Annotated in this window: 16 protein-coding genes; 9 read left to right on the top strand and 7 right to left on the bottom strand. The window is 56.4% G+C overall.

Translation table 11 applies throughout. From position 1 onward, the window contains the following. Window positions 1-4: 4 nt before the first annotated feature. Together IVA80_RS05945 and IVA80_RS05940 are read left to right on the top strand one after the other, a co-directional pair. Window positions 5-1,174 carry a glycosyltransferase gene (locus IVA80_RS05945; protein WP_256467348.1) on the top strand — a complete coding sequence of 390 codons (1,170 nt, stop codon included), beginning with the start codon at window positions 5-7 and terminating at the stop codon, window positions 1,172-1,174. Then, a complete protein-coding gene (locus tag IVA80_RS05940) occupies window positions 1,161-1,724 on the top strand; it encodes a putative colanic acid biosynthesis acetyltransferase (protein WP_276006899.1) in 564 nt (187 codons plus the stop codon). The genes IVA80_RS05945 and IVA80_RS05940 overlap by 14 nt, the downstream gene beginning before the upstream one ends. Before the next feature lie 2 nt (window positions 1,725-1,726). On the opposite strand, the gene IVA80_RS05935 is transcribed toward IVA80_RS05940, so the two are convergent. Then, the gene (locus IVA80_RS05935; protein ID WP_247426552.1) at window positions 1,727-3,694 is read right to left on the bottom strand and encodes a right-handed parallel beta-helix repeat-containing protein; all 1,968 of its coding nucleotides are present in this window, start codon (window positions 3,692-3,694) and stop codon (window positions 1,727-1,729) included. A gap of 41 nt (window positions 3,695-3,735) precedes the next feature. Between IVA80_RS05935 and IVA80_RS05930 the strand changes: the two genes are divergently transcribed. Beyond that, complete coding sequence (locus IVA80_RS05930; RefSeq protein WP_346347970.1) at window positions 3,736-4,692, top strand: glycosyltransferase family 2 protein; 957 nt, start codon at window positions 3,736-3,738, stop codon at window positions 4,690-4,692. A gap of 25 nt (window positions 4,693-4,717) precedes the next feature. On the opposite strand, the gene IVA80_RS05925 is transcribed toward IVA80_RS05930, so the two are convergent. After that, entirely contained in the window at window positions 4,718-5,833 is a 1,116-nt protein-coding gene (locus IVA80_RS05925) for an acyltransferase (protein WP_247426546.1), read from the bottom strand. 40 nt (window positions 5,834-5,873) lie between these two features. Further along, a complete protein-coding gene (locus IVA80_RS05920) occupies window positions 5,874-7,373 on the bottom strand; it encodes an undecaprenyl-phosphate glucose phosphotransferase (protein ID WP_247426543.1) in 1,500 nt (499 codons plus the stop codon). Between the two features lie 339 nt (window positions 7,374-7,712). Here IVA80_RS05920 and IVA80_RS05915 point away from each other — a divergent pair, with 339 nt between their 5' ends. The 4 genes from IVA80_RS05915 (at window position 7,713) to IVA80_RS05900 (ending at window position 11,722) form a co-directional block, all read left to right on the top strand. Next, complete coding sequence (locus IVA80_RS05915) at window positions 7,713-8,627, top strand: ABC transporter substrate-binding protein (protein ID WP_247426540.1); 915 nt, start codon at window positions 7,713-7,715, stop codon at window positions 8,625-8,627. 210 nt (window positions 8,628-8,837) lie between these two features. After that, window positions 8,838-9,110 carry a hypothetical protein gene (locus IVA80_RS05910; RefSeq protein ID WP_247426538.1) on the top strand — a complete coding sequence of 91 codons (273 nt, stop codon included), beginning with the start codon at window positions 8,838-8,840 and terminating at the stop codon, window positions 9,108-9,110. A 270-nt stretch (window positions 9,111-9,380) separates the two neighbouring features. Next, complete coding sequence (locus tag IVA80_RS05905) at window positions 9,381-10,355, top strand: GDP-L-fucose synthase (RefSeq protein WP_249809714.1); 975 nt, start codon at window positions 9,381-9,383, stop codon at window positions 10,353-10,355. 59 nt (window positions 10,356-10,414) lie between these two features. Beyond that, window positions 10,415-11,722: a WcaI family glycosyltransferase gene (locus IVA80_RS05900; RefSeq protein ID WP_247426535.1), complete on the top strand. Its 1,308-nt coding sequence runs from the start codon at window positions 10,415-10,417 to the stop codon at window positions 11,720-11,722. A 129-nt stretch (window positions 11,723-11,851) separates the two neighbouring features. Here the strand turns inward: IVA80_RS05900 and IVA80_RS05895 are convergent, their stop codons facing one another. Then, window positions 11,852-13,816: an acyltransferase family protein gene (locus tag IVA80_RS05895; RefSeq protein ID WP_247426532.1), complete on the bottom strand. Its 1,965-nt coding sequence runs from the start codon at window positions 13,814-13,816 to the stop codon at window positions 11,852-11,854. 612 nt (window positions 13,817-14,428) lie between these two features. Here IVA80_RS05895 and IVA80_RS05890 point away from each other — a divergent pair. After that, complete coding sequence (locus IVA80_RS05890) at window positions 14,429-15,187, top strand: methyltransferase domain-containing protein (protein WP_247426528.1); 759 nt, start codon at window positions 14,429-14,431, stop codon at window positions 15,185-15,187. A 170-nt stretch (window positions 15,188-15,357) separates the two neighbouring features. On the opposite strand, the gene gmd is transcribed toward IVA80_RS05890, so the two are convergent. The 3 genes from gmd to IVA80_RS05875 form a co-directional block, all read right to left on the bottom strand. Then, a complete protein-coding gene (gene gmd, locus IVA80_RS05885) occupies window positions 15,358-16,449 on the bottom strand; it encodes a GDP-mannose 4,6-dehydratase (RefSeq protein WP_247426524.1) in 1,092 nt (363 codons plus the stop codon). Between the two features lie 335 nt (window positions 16,450-16,784). Next, the gene (locus tag IVA80_RS05880; RefSeq protein ID WP_247426521.1) at window positions 16,785-17,243 is read right to left on the bottom strand and encodes a transglutaminase-like cysteine peptidase; all 459 of its coding nucleotides are present in this window, start codon (window positions 17,241-17,243) and stop codon (window positions 16,785-16,787) included. Window positions 17,244-17,579: 336 nt separating this feature from the next. Then, on the bottom strand, window positions 17,580-17,972 hold the full coding sequence (locus IVA80_RS05875; RefSeq protein ID WP_247426518.1) for a VanZ family protein: 393 nt from the start codon (window positions 17,970-17,972) through the stop codon (window positions 17,580-17,582). Between the two features lie 1,150 nt (window positions 17,973-19,122). Here IVA80_RS05875 and IVA80_RS05870 point away from each other — a divergent pair. Next, the gene (locus IVA80_RS05870; protein WP_247426515.1) at window positions 19,123-19,461 is read left to right on the top strand and encodes an H-NS histone family protein; all 339 of its coding nucleotides are present in this window, start codon (window positions 19,123-19,125) and stop codon (window positions 19,459-19,461) included. The last annotated feature ends 662 nt before the right edge of the window (window positions 19,462-20,123 follow it).

The following is a 20,123-nucleotide window of genomic DNA, read 5'->3' as shown; positions in this document are numbered from 1 at the left end:
AGGGATGAAAATCTTAAGGATTATAGGCTCGGTTGACCAGAGATTTGGGGGGCCGATAGAGTCACTGCTCCGTACCGCCGAGGAGATGCGGAATCAGGGGCATCAGACCACGGTTGCTTCTCTCGATCCACCTGATGCGCAGTACCTACGCTCCTTTCCGTTCGAGGTGCACGCGCTTGGGCAGCGCGGAATGCGTTCTAGGGTTCGGTACTCGACGACATTTGTGTCGTGGCTACGTCGGCACGCCGGGCAGTACGATGTGGCCATTGTGGAGGGGCTTTGGAACTATTCATCGGTCGGCACTTGGATGGGCCTTGCGAAGCAAATACCTTACGTAGTCTTTGCTCATGGCATGCTGGATCCTTGGTTCAGGAAGGCAAATCCAACAAAGCATTTTGTGAAGCGGATCTACTGGCATTTGGCAGAAGGCCGCGTCTTGCGGGACGCTCGCTACGTGCTGTTTACGTGCGACGAGGAGCGCAGACTCGCCCGCCAAAGCTTCCACGGGCACTCATATCGAGAGCGCGTGGTTGCATTTGGGACGGCGGACGTTCCAAAGATTGACGAGACGCGGCATCCATCGTTCAGGAAACTTGTCCCCAAACTGGAGGACCGAGACTACCTGCTCTTTCTCGGGAGGATCCATCCGAAGAAAGGTTGTGACATCCTGGTACGGGCTTTCGGTGCCATCGCCTCCGAGTTTAAGGAGTTGGATCTCGTTATTGCGGGGCCCGATCAAGTGAACTGGCGCCAGGCGTTGGAGTTGGAGGCCGGGCGCCTTGGAGTCTCCAGTCGGATACACTGGCCGGGCATGTTGACTGGTGACGCAAAGTGGGACGCCTTTCGGGGCGCTATGGCGTTCGTCCTGCCCTCTCACCAAGAAAATTTCGGGATTGCCGTCGCCGAGGCGCTGGCTTGTGAAGTACCGGTGCTGATCTCCAACAAGGTGAACATCTGGAGAGAGATCGAAGCGTCAGGATGTGGCTTGGTCGCCGAGGACACAGAGGCAGGAACAGTGAGTTGTCTGCAGCAATTCCTGCGATTGGACTCGGCAAACAAAGCCAGAATGCGACAACTCGCACGCACTTGCTTCTTGAAGCAGTTTGAAGTCAAGCGTGCGGCTGAGGATTTGACCTCTGTCTTAACGGAAATCCTTTCTGATGAAACCTCTTGATGCAAAGCATAGCAATTCTGTGGTCGGCGAACCGAGCTTCCCACTGTTGAATAGATTGATTCGGGCGTTGTGGAGCATCACTTGGCTGCTGCTGGCGTCGTGGACTCCTCCACCGCTAAATCCGTGGCGACGTTTCTTGCTTCGTCTCTTCGGCGCAAAGATTGCACCAACGGCTCGCATCTATGGATCCGCCAAGATTTGGTTCCCACCTTATCTCACGATGGGTGAACACTCGGTGCTTGCTTGGGGTACGCTGTGCTATTCTCAAGCTCCGATTGTCTTGGAAGACTTTGTCGTCGTCTCGCAGAGGGCTCACCTTTGTGCTGGCACGCACGATATAGATGATCCGAATTTCCAGCTTATAACCAAACCTATCCTTCTGAAGAGAAGAGCGTGGGTAGCGGCGGACACGTTCATCGGTCCGGGTGTCACTGTGGGAGAAGGAGCTGTTATCGGCGCCCGCGCTGTGGTCTTTAAAGACGTAGATCCCTGGTCGGTTTGTATCGGGAATCCTGCAAAGACTGTGAAGACGCGGAAATTTCGCCCGTAGCTCTATTCCAATCGTTTCGGTAAGGCTGGTAGAGCGAGTGTCTTCGACACATCGGGGTGCAGCGACAAAAATCTCGATACAGTCTCTCGAGCCGACTTTGCTCGAATTTCGTCGGGTAGTGCTAGTCCATCCTGGTTCTCACTCAAGTTGACCAATCTTTCCGTCTCGTCTCCCAGGAAACGGTTCAATGCCCCGCCAGCCACGGCATTAGACCGTATTTCGTTTCCGCCAGGCTCGCCCTTTTGTTCGGTGGTAATGGCAGCGAGCGACGGGTATCGAGCCCGCCACGTTTCCGATTGAAATGGCATTGCAACGAGCTTCTTCTCTAGCTCGCTCGGGACCATCGAACGCTGCCATGTCATGCCTCGGTTGTCGGCCAAAATGGCCGCTTTGGTGGGAGCCAGAAACAGATTGCGAGATATCTTGTTGTCGCGTCCGCCACCAAGCAAGATCGGTAGGTTTACTTGATAGAACACGTTCCTGTCGATCGTTGTCCCGCTAAACTGGTCATCCAGGTAGACGCCGACGGCCGTCTTCTTGGAGTTCGGCAGAATGTCGTGGAAGAAATTGCCAGTGATCAAGTTGCCGCGCATGGTCCAATCCCGCCCCATATAGATCGCGCCGGCGTCGTCGGTTTGCGTAAGCAAGTCACTAAGTTCATTGCTCTCGATGTTATTATCGTTGCCGGAGATCGTGATTCCGGAATGTGGTCCATGGGCGATAAGACTGCCTACAACCGTATTTCCAACTCCTTGTAGTTGAATGCCAGGCCGGTAAGCGGGATTTTCGAGTCCAAAATGCACAACTACGCTGTTCCTGACGAAATTGCCGGACCGAGCAAGCGTTCGTCTGTTCCCTCCATCGAGGGAAATACCGCCTTCTGCGGTTTCCGAGATGACGCAACCATCGAACGAAACTCGTGCGCTAGCGGAAACGACTGCCCCCCATGTGCCGGTGCCTTTGATCGAACACTCTCGTACTTCGATGTCGGAAGAGCCAATGATACGAATAGCTTCCCCCAGTGTTTGACCTAACTGCAATCGTTCGATTCGGATGTTCTTTGCACCTTCCAAGACAAAGACGTGCTTCGCTATCGAGACTGACACATCGCTCTTCTCGCCTCCGAACGGAATGAAGAAAAGCTGATCAGGCGCGTGAAGGACCATTTGTCCTGGAGAATTGAGAGCACTAAGAATGTTCTCGATGAAAAAACGAAAGCGATTGCGTGTCTGAAGCGGCGTTTGAAGTCGGTCGGCTACAAAGGTCTGGCTCGATGAATCGAACCTCATCACGGGGACAGATTCATAGGCCCAATCACGTGCCCAGTACCCGGATATCCACATCGTGCTTTCGAGTGATAGCTGCTTTGTTTGTTCCGGGGGCAGCTTGACAATGGGGGACGCGCCACCCGCGTCTACACTGATGTCCTCGCTGAAGCCATGACGGGGCCAACGAGCGAATGTCAGACGGTGATCGCCTTGAAACACTTCCAGTCCGGAGCTTGCGACTTTGGTATACGTGCTCCTCCGTGTTTTGTAGAATTCAATAGGTTGTTTTGGAAGCGTAACGAGCCTCGTTCCCTCTGGCATATGAATGTAAGGGGTATCGCTCGGTACTGCAGGGCGGCTTGAGGTTATGAGTGAGCCCAGAAGCCGGCTGCTTCCGTCTGGTGCGCCTCTGATGATTAGCGGACGGCCTGGACTACCCGAATTGCTGGCACTCAGAAGGATAGGCTCAGAAATCCGGTGAATGCCAGGAGCTAGCTCCAGCGTTATCGCTTCGCCAGTAGTTAACTTCGACCGAATCTCGGGGAGCGCTTTGATCGCGTCGGACAAGCTCGCGAATGTATTCTCGGCTGGTGAAGATTCCGGGCGAACGAAAATAGTATGGGCCGAAGTTCGATCGGGTGTGGCAAACAAACTGAGTCCCAGTGCTACTACTGCAGATGCCAATCGAAAGAAAAAAGCCATGGAAGGTGTTGTCCAGTCGATAATTGGCTCACAATATCATCATGAGCTTGTGGCAAAATGGATGGATGAGGATACTGATGCCGACCGCATGTGTCGTAGTGCCCACCTTTAGAAGGCCTGTGCTTCTTGAACGCTGCCTTAGGAGTCTCCATGAGCAGACCCAGCAGGCAGATGAGATCAAGATAGTCGCCTCCGATCCGGCAGAGAAAGACTCCATCAAAAAAATGGTCAGTCGGGTCGGGCTGCCAGAGGTAGAGGTCATTTCCGGGGCGCACCTTTTGCTAGGAGGCGAGGCGCGAAATTTGGGATGGAGGTCCGGCCGATCGGACATCGTTATGTTTGTGGACGATGACGATTATTGGGATAACGGAAAGATAGCTAAGCACGTTCGCAAACACGTTGAGAGCGGGGCTCAAGTCGTTTACTCTGGAGTAACTTATACCTTTAGTTCGACCGAGCAAAACTTTGTGCGTTTGGCAAAGCAGCCAGCCTTGGACATGAAAACAGCATTGCTCCAGGATGGATATTGTCCGCCGACGACCAGCTGTGTCTCCGTAGTGAGATACGCACTAGAGAGCGTATCCGGTTTCGACGAAGTGCTCAAATCATATCAGGATTGGGATCTTTGGTACCGGCTAGCCGACAGTTACAAGTTCGCCTCCATCCCAGAGCCTCTGATCTATTTTGTGCAGCACTCCGGCGAACGGGTTTCCATGCAGAGTGATAATCGCATCCAAGCTGGGAACCAGCTCCTTGCAAAGTACGGTCGAACACAGGAGTTGTTGGATTTCTTGGGAAGGGAATTGATCCGTACTATCGAGCGCGCCTTGGTGTTTTCCGCCAAAGATGGTGACATGACGTCATTTGGGACGTTGCGGTCTGAAGTGCGGGCCCAAAACCTGAAAGCGCTTCATTGGCGTACATCTTGGATCCTGCTGAAGATGATAGTCTACTTTTCTCGCTATGGTCTCCCCCGAGCTCTGAAACCATCTCGGTGATTGGCGCAGAGGGGCAGGGGCCACTCTAGACGAGCCTCTGATAGTCTACGTTCTCAGTTCGTCGAAGTGGAAGCTCAGACGTGCGCCGAAGCGAAAAGCCATTCTTGAGCCGCTTTAAGAGCGGTTTTTCGACGAGTGTATGAATGATGATCCCGCCAACAATTCCACTGCTCGCCGCGACGAAGATTGCGCACTGCGGCGGCATCGTCGGCGCAATGTACTTAAGGAGACGGAGGGTGGCGGAAATAATATGTGGGTGGAAGAGATATATGGAATAGGAGGCTTCGCCCAGGAAAACGCCAAAACGATTACACTTCACAGGTCGGGTGAATGCGGCGAGAGCGACAATGAGTGCGGAGCATGCACAAGCGAAGATGGTAGATTTCAGCGTACCAAGCTCATAGCCACAGAGAAAAGCTAGGCTAATCATGAGTAGCGTTGCGGCAACCAAGATCCCAAGTTGGTACCGAATTGTTGGTTTTATGTCGTTTGTTCGCAGATACAGCAGCCCCAGACAAAACCCGGCACCAAATTCGAGATTGACGGGGTTAAAAAGGAAATTCCAGAACTCGTTTTTGCTCGAGTCAGCCGACACAACCGCCATTAGTGGAGCAGCGAACCAGAGAAATACGCTGTATCGGATCCGCCTGTAGGCTAACCAGCTAAGTCCAAACAACCCATAGAACAGCATCTCGTGCCTTAGGGTCCAGATGTTAAGAGGGGCGACTTGCCCGACTGGAAACAGAGTCGCCGCACGCAAGTAGTCAAGCAAATTTGCTGTTGCCCCACCAAGAATGCGGAGAGCTGCATAAGAGCCGATTGCCAACCACATTAGCGGCAGGATACGGATTGCTCGCCTTAAGAAGAACTGGCCGAATGTTAATTCTGGATGGAAGGTTGCTGGACGAAGCGCCACGTACGCAATAATAAAGCCGCTCAACAGAAAGAATATGTCGACGCCGTGGGCTCCGTACTTCAAGAAATCGTCAAAGACAACCACGCCAAAATATTTTTCGAAGGCACCCATTCCTGCGGAGTGGTCTAGGACAACCGCGAGCGCTGCTATTCCTCTGAGATATTGTATGCCAATTATTTCACTCTTCTTCGGGTTAATATTAGCAGTGGGCGCGACGCTCAGCATTTGCGACATTCCAAGGACGATTCGTTTTGATAGCCGGATATTAGTACGCTGAGCTTCCCCCTAGAGCAGTAATCGCAGTGAGGGTGGCAATCTTCAGATCGAGCCACAAGCTCCAATTATTGATGTACCACAGATCATGCTCCACGCGCTTCTGCATCAGGTCGAGCGTGCGGGTTTCGCCGCGATAACCATTCACCTGGGCCCAGCCGGTGATGCCGGGCTTGACGTGGTGGCGGAAGGCGTAGTTGCCGATGATCTGCTCATATTCCGAGTTGTGCGCGGCCGCGTGCGGGCGGGGGCCGACCAGCGACATGTCGCCCTTGAGCACGTTGAACAGCTGCGGCAGCTCGTCGATCGAGGTCTTGCGCAGCCATTTGCCGATGCCGGTCACGCGCGGGTCGTTCCGGCTCGCCTGCACGATTTTCGGGCCGTCCTCGAGCACGCCCATGGTGCGAAACTTGAAGATCTGGAAGGCGCGCCCGCCAAAGCCGTGGCGGGTCTGGCGGAAGAACACCGGCCCCTTCGAGGTCGCCTTGATCAGGATCGCCGTCAGCAGCATCACCGGGGCGAACGCCAGCAACGCCAGGCCAGTGCCGGCGAGGTCGAGCATGCGCTTGAGCGCGCGCTCCTTCCAGGACAACGGCGCGCGGCGCAGCTCCGCGGTCCAGGTGTGGCCGGTGTTGACCAGCGGATGGCGCAGGAAACGCGCGGCGTGGGGGTCGGGCACCAGATGCACCGGAATGGGCAGGATCTTCAGCGCGTCCAGAATGCTGTCGATCGCGTGCTGCCGGCTCCAGTTCATCAGCAGGAACACCTGCTCGACCCGGTTCTCCCGCGCAAAGGCGATCAGCTCGTCGAGCCGCTGCGCCTGCGAGGACAGCAGCAGCGGCGAGGCGAGGTCCTTGGGCTGGATCTCCACGATCCGCAGCAGCCGGTAGCCGTGCTGGCCGAGGTCGACGATCGCGTTGGAGGAGGCCGCCAGGCCAAATTCGGCGATCATGACCGCGCGCGCGTTGGCGAAGGCGCCGCTGCGCATCGCGGCCGCGGTCCAGCGCGCCGCCACCGCCTTCCAGCTCACCAGCACGATCAGGCCCACCAGGTAGAACGAGATCGTGGTGCCGCGGGAAAACTCGTCGCTGGCCTTCATCGTGAACGCGATCGCCAGCAGCGCGCCGAACACGCCGGTCCAGGTCGTCAGCGTCATCCGGATCGCGCGCGGCAGGTCGGTGATCGCCTTCAGGCGATAGCCGTGCTGCACGATCATGAGAAGGGTGAAATTGAGTGCAACCAGGACGCTGGCCGCGGCATACACGCTGGCCTTGCCGACCGCGCCCGCGGTCGCAAGGTGATAGCCGATCGCGCAGCCGATGCCGCTGATCACGACCAGCACCGCATCCGCCACCAGCGCCAGCCGCTCCACGATCAGTGGTCGCAGCCAGCGCGAAGCGAAACCTGTAGCTGTAGCCGCAGCCGGCTCGACCACAGCCATTTCCGCAGGCAAATCAGGCGCCCGCACCGGTCGAGTGGAAAGAACTGTCATCCGACCCAGTCCGCTAAAATGAATTCATGATCCAAACACGCCCGTGCTATCGGCCAAACCCGCTGCTAAAACAAGGCGAAGGAAAAAGTAACCTTACCCCACGAGCTTGATTGTAGCGCATCCTGCCTCGACTGATATGTGAAATTTCACAACTCGTTAGGACATTTCTCAGTGCCGCGAACCCGGTCCCGGCGGTCTTCCAGGCTGAAGTTGAGCCGCTCCGTTGCTCTCGGCCTTGCTGTTGTCGCGCTTCTGGGCACCGTGCTCCTCGTTCTGCGCCCCGATTCAGCGCCCCTCCGAACATCACCAGCTCCCCGGCCTGCGAGAGTAAAGCTCCTGTTGGATGGCTCCTATGGGGCACGGTTTGCCGGCGAGCTGAGCGCCCTGAAACAGGGATATTTCGCGTCCCCGGTGCAACTGGTGGCCAATCCCGGCGCCTCCGACTTCGTCGAGAACGTCGCACGCCAACATGCCATCGGCGTGACGACCGGACAGAAGTTCTTGCTGGCGGCCTGGCGTGGCGCTCCTGTGACCGCCTTTGGCGCGAGCTTCCTGGACACGTCTGTCGCAATCTTCACGCTCGAAAGCTCGGGATTGCGGCGTCCCGCCGATTTGGTCGGGAAACGGCTGGGCTACCGCAGAGCCGGCGAAGGCGAGGTGATCTTCGATGCGATGATGGCTCAACTCGGCCTTCCACGGAGCCAGATCACCAAGGTGCCCGACCGCGATCACCTTGACGCTCTGCGCGCCCATGACGTGGACGCCATCATTGCCGCCATTGATGAGCAACCGGATCCCTCCAGGCAGGATTTTGTAAAGCTGAATGTCATCAGGCCCCAAGACTACGGTATCCACGTTCCTGGACTGGTCTACTTTGCGAGCAATGATCTTATTCATGACCAGCCATCTGTGATCGCCCACGTCCTTCAGGGACTCATTCGAGGATGGCAATTCGCCTATGCGGATTATGCACGGAGCGTGCCTGTTCTCGTTGGCCTCGATCCAGCAAGGCTGAATTCCGAAAGGTTGAGGTTTGAGCTGCAGCAACAGCGAGCTCTGGTCCTGCCGACCGGAGGGCGGATCGCAGACTATGACGAAAGCCGCTGGAGGACCCTTCGGGACATCCTGATGTTCGCGAAGCTGGGTGAGGAGGAGGTGCCGCTCGCCCAGGTAGTCAACTATCAGTTTCTTCGGGACGTTTATCGTCGCTCGCCCGATCTTGGCGCGCCCAGCGCCTGGAGCGGAGACAACTAGGGCCAAGAAGCCACAGTTCTGCGCCATATCGCTCCGAGCCTAAATTCGGTGCGTCGGATCGGTTGCGTTCCACCCTTGGCCCTTGGTAGTCTGTTTCGGCTATTTCACCGCGATTTCTGGGGTGATTGACGAATCACAGTACTTCCGAAGCAGTTCTCGCAGGGCTGAGTGGCTTCGCTGATGAGTTCGTTGGGGCAAAGGAGCTTACAAATGTTCAAGATGTTTGCGCGGGTAGGTCTTCTGGCGTTGGCCACTTCCCTGTGTGCAGCGAGCGGCGCAAGTGCCGGCATGCAAATGCCTGCAAGCGCGGCCCTCCTGACAGGAGAGAGCCAGGCGACGCCGGTAACGTTCTGGGCCCAGCCCTACCCATATCGTTATGTGCCGCAGCGCCACTGCCCGCTCGTGCGTGTTGAGACTCCGTACGGCTGGTACATGGATCGCGTCTGTGCGCCGGAAGGCCCCATCCTGCGTCGCGCTTACTGATCAGCCTCACCGAATAGCCAATCTGGATGAAATAAGCAGTCGTGCGATCCGCACGACTGCTTTGTCTATTTTTGTGCCAATGGTCTGCTGCCGGATTGCGCAACCAGGGGCTGTTCACCAAAAAAGCGATCTGACGTCAACTTGGGCTGCTGCCCGGTAAAGATTGTGTTAACAAAGCTTGTATGTTGCGCTGCACCGTTGGTGTGTGCGGATTGGAAAAAGGGGCTGGTGCAGTGGATTTTTCCGTAGAGAGAAGGCCCGAGTAGTCATATGACAGGGGCATCAACCTACAATATTTTCGGTAAGCGGGTCTTTGTGGCCGGCCATCGCGGCATGGTCGGCTCGGCCGTCGTGCGGCGCCTCGCTTCCGAGAATTGCACAATTCTTACGGCCGATCGTCGCGAACTCGACCTGACAAAGGAGGAGCTCACGCTGCGCTGGCTTGAGGCCAACCATCCCGAGATCGTGGTTCATGCGGCCGCAAAGGTCGGCGGTATCGCCGCCAACAACAACTTTCCGGTCGATTTTCTTTGCGACAATCTCGCGATTGAGCTGAACGTCATTCGTGCAAGCCATGCGGTCGGCGTGCGGCGCCTGCTGTTTTTGGGCTCGTCCTGCATCTATCCGAAGCATGCCAAGCAACCGATCAGCGAAGATGAATTGCTCACCGGGCCGTTGGAGCCCACGAACGAGTGGTATGCGATTGCGAAGATCGCGGGCTTGAAGATGTGTCAGGCCCATCGTCGCCAACACGGGGATGACTTCATCTCGGCGATGCCTACCAATCTCTACGGTCCTGGCGACAACTACCATCCGGATCATAGCCATGTGCCGGCGGCGCTAATCCGGCGCTTTCACGAAGCAAAGTTGGCGAACGTGCCAACGGTGACGGTATGGGGTACCGGGACGCCGCGCCGCGAATTTCTGAACGTTGATGATTTCGCCGACGCCTGCGTCTTCCTGCTGAAACAGTATTCCAGCGACATGCCCATCAATGTCGGCAGCGGCGATGAATTGTCGATCGCTGATTTCGCGACAACGGTCGCAGATGTCGTGGGTTACAAGGGCAAGCTCGTCTTCGATACGTCCAAGCCCGATGGTACGCCACGAAAGCTGCTCGATAGTTCTAGGATTCGAGGGCTTGGTTGGCGACCGAACATCGCTCTGCGGCCAGGTCTTGCTGCCGCTTACGCCGATTTTCTAAAGGGACATGGCCGTCATCTGGAGGTGAACGCATCCAGCTGAGCAAATCGTTTGGACTACAACAATTTTCAAACCCAAAACTTTAAATTGGATTGCGCTTTATGCGTGTTCTCTTGGTTGGTATCAACTACGCCCCCGACCTGATCGGAGTGGCGAAATACAACACTGAGCTCTGCGAAAGCCTTTCCGCCGGAGGCCATGAAGTCAGAGTGATCACGGCTCCGCCTTATTATCCCGCCTGGAAGACTCCTCCGGGGTTCAGCAATTCTTACTTCAGATCGCGGCATATCGATGGCGTTCGGGTAACGCGTACGCCAATCTATGTGCCCGGACATCCATCGGGAGCAAAGCGGCTCATCCATCATGCGTCGTTCGCGCTGTCGAGCGCGGTGCCGGTCCTTATCGACGCGCTCTCTTGGCGACCCGATGTCATGGTCGCCGTCGCGCCGTCTCTGATGTCGGCTGCTTTTGTCTCACTGGTCGCTCGTCGCGTCGGCGCCAAATCATGGCTTCACGTCCAGGACTTCGAGGTCGACGCGGCCTTTGACCTTGGTCTGCTGCGTAACTATTCGCTGCGCAAGTGGATGCTGAGAGCGGAAGCGGCGATCCTTAAGTCGTTCGATCACGTTTCAACCATTTCTGAGGCGATGCTGCTGCGCCTAGTAATCAAAGGGCTGGCTCCAAACAAAGCGCTTGAGGTCAGAAACTGGATTGATACCAGCGCGATCTGCCCAGATTCGCGAATGACGAAATATCGCCGGAAGCTGAAGCTTGGCGAGGGCGATATCGTTGCGCTCTACTCCGGAACGATGTCGAACAAGCAGGCCCTTAATCTGGTGATCGAGGCCGCGATCGGATTAGAGCAAGGCCATCCGCATATTCACTTCATTCTGGCAGGCGAGGGACCTCATAAGCTGAAGCTCGAGCAAATGGCCGCCGGACATTCCAACATCCATTTTCTCGGACTCCAGCCCAACGAGAGCTTCAATGAATTGATGGCGACGGCCGATTTTCATCTCATTCCGCAGAAGGCGGAGGCCGCCGATCTGGTGTTGCCCTCGAAACTTGGCGCGATCTTCGCGTCCGCTCGGCCGGTCATTGCGATGGCCGAAGAGGGCACAGGGCTGGCGGCGGAAGTGACCGGCGCAGGCATCGTAATCCCGCCCGGAGATTCGTCCGCTCTGGAAGTTGCAATATGCCAGCTCAGTGAGGCGCCCGCGCTTCGCCAGCATTACGGCGATGAAGGACGAAAGCGCGCGCTGGATCGATGGGATCGGCGGACCATCGTTCGGCGGTGGGCGGAAGTCATGGCTGGCGAGTCCAACTCAACTGAGAACGAGGAAAGCGGCTCGGCAGGCGCTAACGACAACGTTGCGCTGCCGGTGGAGGATGCGGTTCGTGCGCCCTGAGGTGCCTGGTCTCGACCAGCTGCGCCGCGGCTAGCTTTGCCAACCGAGAGATTAACCGGAAGTAAGCACCGCGATGAGCCCTCACACCCGAGTCTCGCTCGCTGCGGTGCTTGACCGATACGATCTTCCTCAGAGGGCAGCTTTTAGTTCTGCAGCGAGACGATCCATAAGGACTAGCGTGAAATCGACTGTGAGATGGTTTGCGTCTCTATAGACAACGACGCCGTCACGAATAGCCGGACATATCAAGTCTGTGCAAATCGACGATGTTAGGTCGATCATGCGCGCGTTGTTGATGGACGAGACGGCACGTTGCTCTGCTTCGAACACTTCGTTGCTTGTAGTGAGCGAAAGAGTACGGCTGCACGTGCTGAATGGTAGACCGCGCCATTCCGCCCGAGCGAGACAATTTCCGACCGGGTGGTAAGGAGTGGGATTGTCGCGGATCACAATGAGCTTGGCCTTGGCCGGCTCGAGCTTCTTGAGGGCTCCAGATAATCCACGCTCCCACGTCTCAATGCTCACCGCGTGAGGGCCAAGATTGGTAAATGGTCCCTTGACGTTTCCGCTCGAAAACTGCGCCAACAATATTGCGTCAGGGCCATCTTGAGTTTTTATCATAGCGATTGCCTGCTCGCGCCAGCTTGCGCACTGGGGCGAAAGCCGCCGAAGTCGCAAACTGTAGACTTTGGAAACCGGGATGTCGGCGACAGGACAGGAGGCCTTTAGGTAAGTGATAAGCCGCCATCCTCTCTGTTCAGCAATAGTCGCAAGCGCGGTCGTCCATTGATCGGCGTGAGAATCTCCCAACAGCACAATTGTCTTTGTATAGCTCGATGGGCCGAACACGCAGCGGATAGGACTTTTTGTCGTGAACCCGGCCAGGCAACCACTCTCGCTCGAAAGTGAATATCTCGAAGTCGCGGCGACTATCTTCGCCTGCGCGCCATTCGTGACGTATTGCGCAATCGCGAACGAGAGGACGCCGGCAACCGTGGCGGTTAGCGTAAGTGCGCCACCCATGACAATTGATCGGACAGATCGTTGTGCCAGCCAGTGACTAGCTCTGATCGGGTATTCGAGCCAGGCGAGGCTGAGCGAGGAGAGAACGACTGTCATGACAAAGAAAAGGCAATTAGCGAGTGCCGTGCTGCCGACAACCACCGTACCGAGAACTGCAATCGGCCAATGCCAGAGGTAAATGGCGTAGGACCGGGCACCGAAGAACTGAAACGGCTGCGTCCTGAGCAAAGCCGACGGTCCAGCAGGATTGTCCCCCGTGAGCAGCAGCAGTGCTGTAGCTATCACTGGAACAACGGCAACTACTCCCGGGAACGCCATGAAGCCGTCGATAGCAAAGAACGACAGGATGAGAATCGCAAATGACAACCATCCAACCATTGAGCTCGCGCCAGGCTGCTTTGCCCACTGCTCGAAGGGTCTTGTTGCGATCAAAGCTCCTGCTCCAAACTCCCATGCTCGAGGGGGCGCGAGATAGAACGCCCAAGCTTGCTTGCCGTAAGTCAGGTGGATGCAGCCAGCGAACGATCCAAACACTACGATCAGTAAAGCTAGCAGGAGGACCTTTTGGCTGAACCGACCGACAATGAGGAGAAACACGGGCCAGACTAAGTAAAATTGTTCCTCGACTGAAAGTGACCACGTGTGAAGGAAGGGATTGAGCGAACTTTCGGGGGCGAAATAGTTCATGGACTGGTGGAGGAGCCAAAAATTGGCGGCATACAGCGCAGAAGCTGTGCCCGACTTGGCTATCTCCTTCTGTTCAAAGGGCGCCAGCACGAAGTATCCGATGATCAAGGTTGCCAGCGTGACGGCGAGGGCGGCGGGCAAGAGTCTCTTAGCCCTGCGACCATAGAAGCCAAGAAAATCGAGCTGTCCGGTTGCGGCTATCTCCCGAAGCAGAAGTTGCGTGATCAGGAAACCGGATATGGCGAAGAAAACGTCTACGCCGACAAATCCGCCGGTTAAGCCTGGAACTCCGTAGTGAAAGGCAACGACGGATAGAACTGCGATCGCCCTTAGCCCCTCGACATCAGCTCTGAAATGGGTCGCCGCTCGCAATACGGGTTGCATATCTATTTCTGCACACGTTGCATCAAAACGCGGGAAGATTCAGTACTGCGCATTTCGTTCGGGGAGTTTGGCCGTTTTCGGTTGTTCGTAGGGCGGCGCCGAGGCAAAGGCGACTGTCGCCGGGTACGCGAGGGAGAACGGGCGCGGCCCACCAGGAGCCGAGAGTAATCAGCAGACCAGATCCGCTTTCGGACCAAAGCCGACAGGTTCGCGTCATTGGGTGACTTCAGCCTTAGACGCGTTCGAACAAGATGTTGAAATAGGCGCCACCAGACGCACGCTTCGCAAACCGGTCCTCGCGTGACGGCAACGCGGCGACGCGCTCAATGAACTACGCAATACGGCCCAGGCGCTTCAAAGTCGGTGAGAGGTCTATTGAAAAAGGCCCGTGCCGAAAGCACGAGAACGTATAGTCGCGATAGAACGCGCGTTATTGGAGCGCCTCCGCGAGCCCGAGGTCGCGTGTCACAAATGTGGCGGCGCGGAACTTGACCGCACAGGTCAAATCTTTGCTGCCAACTCCAATGAGTGACGGGCTTGACGTTTTGCGCCGGCATGGCGCAGCCTTGGTTGTCTGGAGGTGTCGATAGCTGGTTGTCCGGAGGTGTCGATATGGAGAATTCTGTCGCTGAGCATTACGGTGCGCAGTTCTTCAAGGAGCAGTCAGTCGGGTCTTTCGAATCTGCGTCAGTGATCGTCCCGCTGGTGCTTCGACTTTTCAAAGTGAATTCGGTCGTCGACGTCGGCTGCGGTGTCGGCGCTTGGCTGGACGAATTCGCTAGGAACGGTGTGAGCGATTATCTCGGAATTGACGGCGACTATGTGCCTCGCGATCAGCTCAGAATTCCGTCGGAAAGCTTCAAATCCATGGACCTTCGATCCATCACCGATATCGGCCGCAAATTCGATTTGGCGTGTTCGTTAGAGGTCGCCGAGCATTTGCCCGAGAGTAGCGCAAATGATTTCGTCTCCGCGCTCGTAGACGCTGCGCCAATCGTACTGTTCTCTGCTGCCGTCAAGGGTCAAGGCGGTAGAAACCACCTGAACGAGCAGTGGCCATCCTACTGGGCAGAACGGTTCAGCGGCCATGGTTACAGCGCCTTCGATTGCGTCCGACCGCAGATATATGACGACAGCCGAATTCGGCCCTGGTATCGACAGAACCTTCTCGTGTTTTGTCGCGGCGATTGTTGTCCCGAAGGTTTTTCCCCTCTAACCAGCCCCTTCGATCTGGATCGCGTCTTGCCCGACTACTTTGAGTACAAGCTCCAGGAAGTCACCGAAGGCAAGAGTGCGGCGATAGCGGCAAGGCATCTGCTCGGAAACCTTGGGATCTTGGCGAGAGCAGCGAGACGTCGGTCCGGTCTCTAGTCTAACGCCTCGTTCCCCACTGCCGGTGGAAAATGCGGTTCGCTTGCCCTGAAGAGGGATGACACCGCGGTGACTTCGCTTGGCAAGAGCAGAGGTAAGCGCCGCGAGAGCGCTTACTTCCTTATTAATCCATTAATCCTTATTAATCGCGATGACGACCTGCCGACAGGCTATTCGTGTCGCGCGAAGTAGCGGAAGCCGTGCTGCTTGATCAGCTCGTCCCGCTTCGCCGATTCAACATCTTCCTTCATCATCTCGCGAACCAGGCTCTCGAATGAAGTTTTGGGTTCCCAGCCGAGCTTCTCTTTCGCCTTGGTAGGGTCACCTAGAAGGGTGGCGACTTCGGTCGGTCGGAAATACCGGGGATCCACAGAGACAATGCACTTTCCAGTCTTTGCATCGTATCCCTTTTCGTCCACTCCCGTGCCTTCCCAGCGGATACGCATTCCAACTTCGCTGGCCGCCACATCGACGAATTCTCTCACCGAGTGCTGCACGCCGGTGGCGATGACGAAATCGTCCGGCGTCTCCTGCTGCAGCATCAGCCATTGCATCTCGACATAGTCGCGGGCGTGGCCCCAATCGCGCAGTGCATCCAGATTGCCCAAGTAAAGGCGTTCCTGCAGTCCCAAATGGATCCGCGCCATGGCGCGAGTAATTTTGCGGGTGACAAAGGTCTCGCCGCGCACCGGAGACTCGTGATTGAACAGAATGCCGTTGCAGGCATACATGCCGTAGGCTTCACGATAGTTCACCGTGATCCAGTAGGCGTAGAGCTTGGCGACCGCATAAGGGGAGCGCGGGTAAAAAGGAGTCGTCTCCTTCTGCGGAATTTCCTGAACCAGGCCATATAATTCGGAAGTCGACGCTTGGTAGAAGCGCGCCGTCTTCTCGAGCCCCACGATGCGCATGGCTTCGAGAATCCGCAGCGTCCCCAGCCCATCGGAATTCGCAGTGTATTCGGGTTCCTCGAACGACACGGCCACATGGCTCTGGGCAGCCAGATTGTAAATTTCGTCGGGCTGCACCTGGGCAACGATCCGGATGAGGCTGGAGGAGTCCGTCAGATCGCCGTAGTGCAGGCGGAACGGCGGATCGGGCTCGTGCGGATCAAGGTAAAGGTGGTCGATGCGGTCGGTGTTGAAGAGCGAGGTCCGCCGCTTGATGCCATGGACTTCATAGCCCTTTCCAAGAAGCAGCTCGGCCAGGTAGGCCCCGTCCTGGCCCGTAACACCGGTAATTAGTGCGCGCTTTTTGGTCATGCAAATCTCATAGAAATTGGTGCGTGTTCTTACCCAAAAGCCTGTCCCGACGCTACCCGCAGTAGACCATTTTCAAGCGGATTGTTGACTATTATTAACGAGCCGGGCGCATCGCCGGCATTTCGCCCACCAAGCGCAGAGCGCTGGTTGCCTGATTGGTAGCTGTAGGCTCGGAAGACGATAGGTTTGCGACGTGATCGAATTCGAAGCGCAAGAACGCGGCTAAGCTAAGATCTCGCCAAGTCCGCGCGTCCAGAGCTGAGGGTTCAGATCCGATTAAGTGCGCAGGAAAACGCACTTGTCCAAGGCTTCATTGGACTGGATGATCACTCCGCTCAGATTGTCCAGAACGAAAATGGCTCGTCCTTCTCGTACGAGCAAGACAAAATGATGTTCGCCCGTCGCGCGAACAACGACTTCTGCCAAAGGAGAGACGAACTCGGCCAGCCCGATCGAAGCAGCAGATGGCGTTTCGTTACGGCGTAGTCGCCACAGTTTCCGTCAGAGGGGAAGATCTGCCAGTCATAGTCATTCCGGCTTGCCAATAGACTCTCGGCCGCGATAACAGAATTGACGCTCGAGTTGATCTGGTTGAGCTCGCGCCAGCGCTGCCCTCGAGAGCGGAAGTCCGTTGTCCGGCGGTCCCGCTGTTCCTGACAATCCTCGGGGTACTTAATGCAGAACAGCGTGAATGAAAGCGGAGGCACGACCTGCTGCATTTCGAGACTGGAGTAGGCTGGCTGGCTGCAAACGCAATACACCAGCGCCAGCATGCGTGCAGCATGTCGGATCATCGCTTGGGCCTCATGATGGGCTGGACGATCCCTCTATATTGCGACGCGATAATGAAAACGCCATATCAATTGTGAGGCAATCCTTGCCCAAATGTGAAGCTTTGTCGCTTCGCCCAAAGCATACTGGCCGACTGCTGCTTGGGCATGTGGTCGAGGCCAGCAGCATCGAGACTTGTTTTTAAGGAGCGAATAAAGGACACGCGCTCAGAGACGCAGATTGAGCTAATGCATGTAGCATTCAGGATGGGGCAGCAACTTTAGGAAGATGGGCGCCGCTGTCGTCAAGACGATCTCAAAGAGGATAATGAGATAATGAAATGTGGACAACGAGCGCGACTAACGCTGATCCTGCTCGCTTTGCCTCAAAATGTTGCTCACCGCAGGCACGCTTCTTAATCTAGCTTGCCAAGAGTTGAGCGCAACGCGAGCCAGCATAATGCCAGAAGCAGCCCCGGCGACCTTGGTCATTGCATCTACCAGGCGACCGTGTCGGTCGGGCGTCAGGAGTTGTAGACCCTCAAGGAGGATGGCGCCGCCAACCGCGATTGTGACTGCATGGATTGACCGGTTTGGATAGGCCAGTGAGAATACTAAGCCCAACACCAGAAACGCTGCGAAATGTTCCAGATGAGGCGGCGCAACTTGGGGTCTGTCATGGACGGGACCAAGCGTCACGAACGCTATGGCCCCCAGCGCTAGCCATCCCGCAATGAGATAAAATCTTGTCATGCTTCTCAATAGCGGGAACGCCACGAGCCCGCAACACATACGGCTGGCAGCTGGAGCGACTCTCAGCAATCGATGATCAGGCAAAGGAGCTACTGCGCTCGGGCAAACGCAATCAGCTCTTCGCAATCAGCTCTTCTTTTAGGCAGAAGGATCGAGAATCAGCCTGCAACTGTGCCTGCAAATTGGGGGGCGGACTGCCGCACGTGAAGGACGGTTAAAACGTCTGATTGCAGGTCTTGATCTGCGTTCAGCGCTAGAGAGCGTGATAGGCTTGGGGCCAGCGGACTGCGGCTTTTTGGAGACCGCCACCGGATCAAGCTGCGAATTGCCTGTCGAGCTGTGGCTCGCGCTCTGGCGATACATCTAGCGAATATCGAAGGCAGGATTGTCCGGCTCAATCCGCGATGTCGACATCCTGCTCTGGAGCGAGATGGTTGATGTCGACCGGGGCGGTCGCAATATCGGTGTTGCGCCGGTGGGTGAGCGCATCCATTCCGTTGCGGTGCAGCCAAAGAAGGCCCCGTGCAAGTTGCCGAAGATCGTTCCGATTGGGACCGACTGGAAGTCGCCGCGCTCGCCTCAGTGCATCCGCAGCTGACTTTTCTAATGGCGAAAGCTCTCGTGTCATCCGCCCGACCTCGAAGACCAGAACGCTTGCCGGGCACCCTGCTCGATCCTTTAAGCAGTTCTGTGGAATTAACCCACATCCGAGCACATCACCGCGATTAAATGCATCTGCTTCGCGGATCAGGTCTCCTTTCCAACCGGAGCGCTAGAAAACGGTCAATTTCCATTGTTCAATTTGAACTCGCCCACTCTACGGACCTGTTTCTCAATGCCAGCTCTAATCTCCTCACTCGTGCTGACAATTTCTTTCCCAGTTTTGCGCCATTTTACGTTGGCGTAGGTCCGCGCCCCAGCGCGGTGCCCGGCTTGCCAAAAGGCGACAGTGCAGAATTAAGGATCGCAACCAGGTGCGCGAATTAAATGCCCCGCGGCTTTTCGCGCTCGCCACGGTATTACCGCTCTGTTGCCTTTATCACTGCTGGTTGCTGCAATTAAATGTGGATTGTGGGATCGCTTTGTAAGCCGTGCCTTGCCCGCTGTTTGGGCTTGATTGATTAATGCTCTTAGAACCGGGGATGGAGCTATGAACATCGATCATCTGAAGTTGCTCTCGCTTGACGAGCTTTTGAAAATTCACGACGAGGTGACCGTCAAACTTGGCGACACAATGTTGGCGGAAAAAGCCCGATTGGAGGAACGGCTGCGACTGATCGGAATGGCTCACGAAGTCACCCGGTTTGAGCGTAAGCGCCGCCAATACCCGCCCGTTCGTCCAAAGTATCGGAATCCGAAGAATCCGACGGAGACCTGGTCGGGGCGGGGCAGGGTGCCGCGATGGCTCAAGCCGCAACTTCGAGGTGGCCGGAAGCTGGATGATTTCCTCATTGTCTCAGCTTTTGATCAGACGCGGCAGATGACCTAATCAACGCGGGCAGCTGCACTCAGCCGGCCGAAGGAATATCATAGCTTGGGGGTGTGCGGGGCTAGGCGGCGCACCGAGGAATGCCGTGGCCGCAGCGAGCTGATGCGGTTTGAAGGGAGCCCCCGCGGGACGCCCAGGTCGGGCTGTCTGTCGAAAGTCAGGCCGGGCGGCCACAGATCGTGAGCCAAGGCGCAAGCCCGCGCCCGGATGTCGGTCTCGCTCTCTCGCCCGCGGCGCACGGGTTTCTCTCTCAGAGAGCAAACTCGGCCGCTAGGCGTCTGAACAATGAACGCTTTGCGATTTGCATAGCTGCGCGAATGCGGCCTTAGCCTCGTTACTGCCAAAGCAAAAATGCGTTCCTTTGTCTTGCTTCTCCACCCACCAGTCTGCCTCGCCTTGCTAAACGAACACGCGAGATCGAAAAGCTTCGAATGCTGACGGCGCCCGACACGAACATAATACCAAATATTCGTTGCGAGCTGCAGCCACTTCTTTTGAGCTGTGGAGAATAGTGAAAACCAGGAGAATCGTGAGCGCAGCTCGCACTTAATCCGACGCAGTGAGTCGGAGTCCTTGAAGTGCCAGACATTTGGTTTCCACTTCTCGCGACCGCCGTCGTCGGCACGCTCCTTTTCCTTGCGTTCCGACGATAGCCGCCCGTG

The organism is Bradyrhizobium sp. 139, assembly GCF_023074175.1.
Classification (GTDB): Bacteria; Pseudomonadota; Alphaproteobacteria; order Rhizobiales; family Xanthobacteraceae; genus Bradyrhizobium.
Note: the sequence above shows the minus strand (reverse complement) of the source record. Positions and strands in the feature narration are given on the sequence as shown.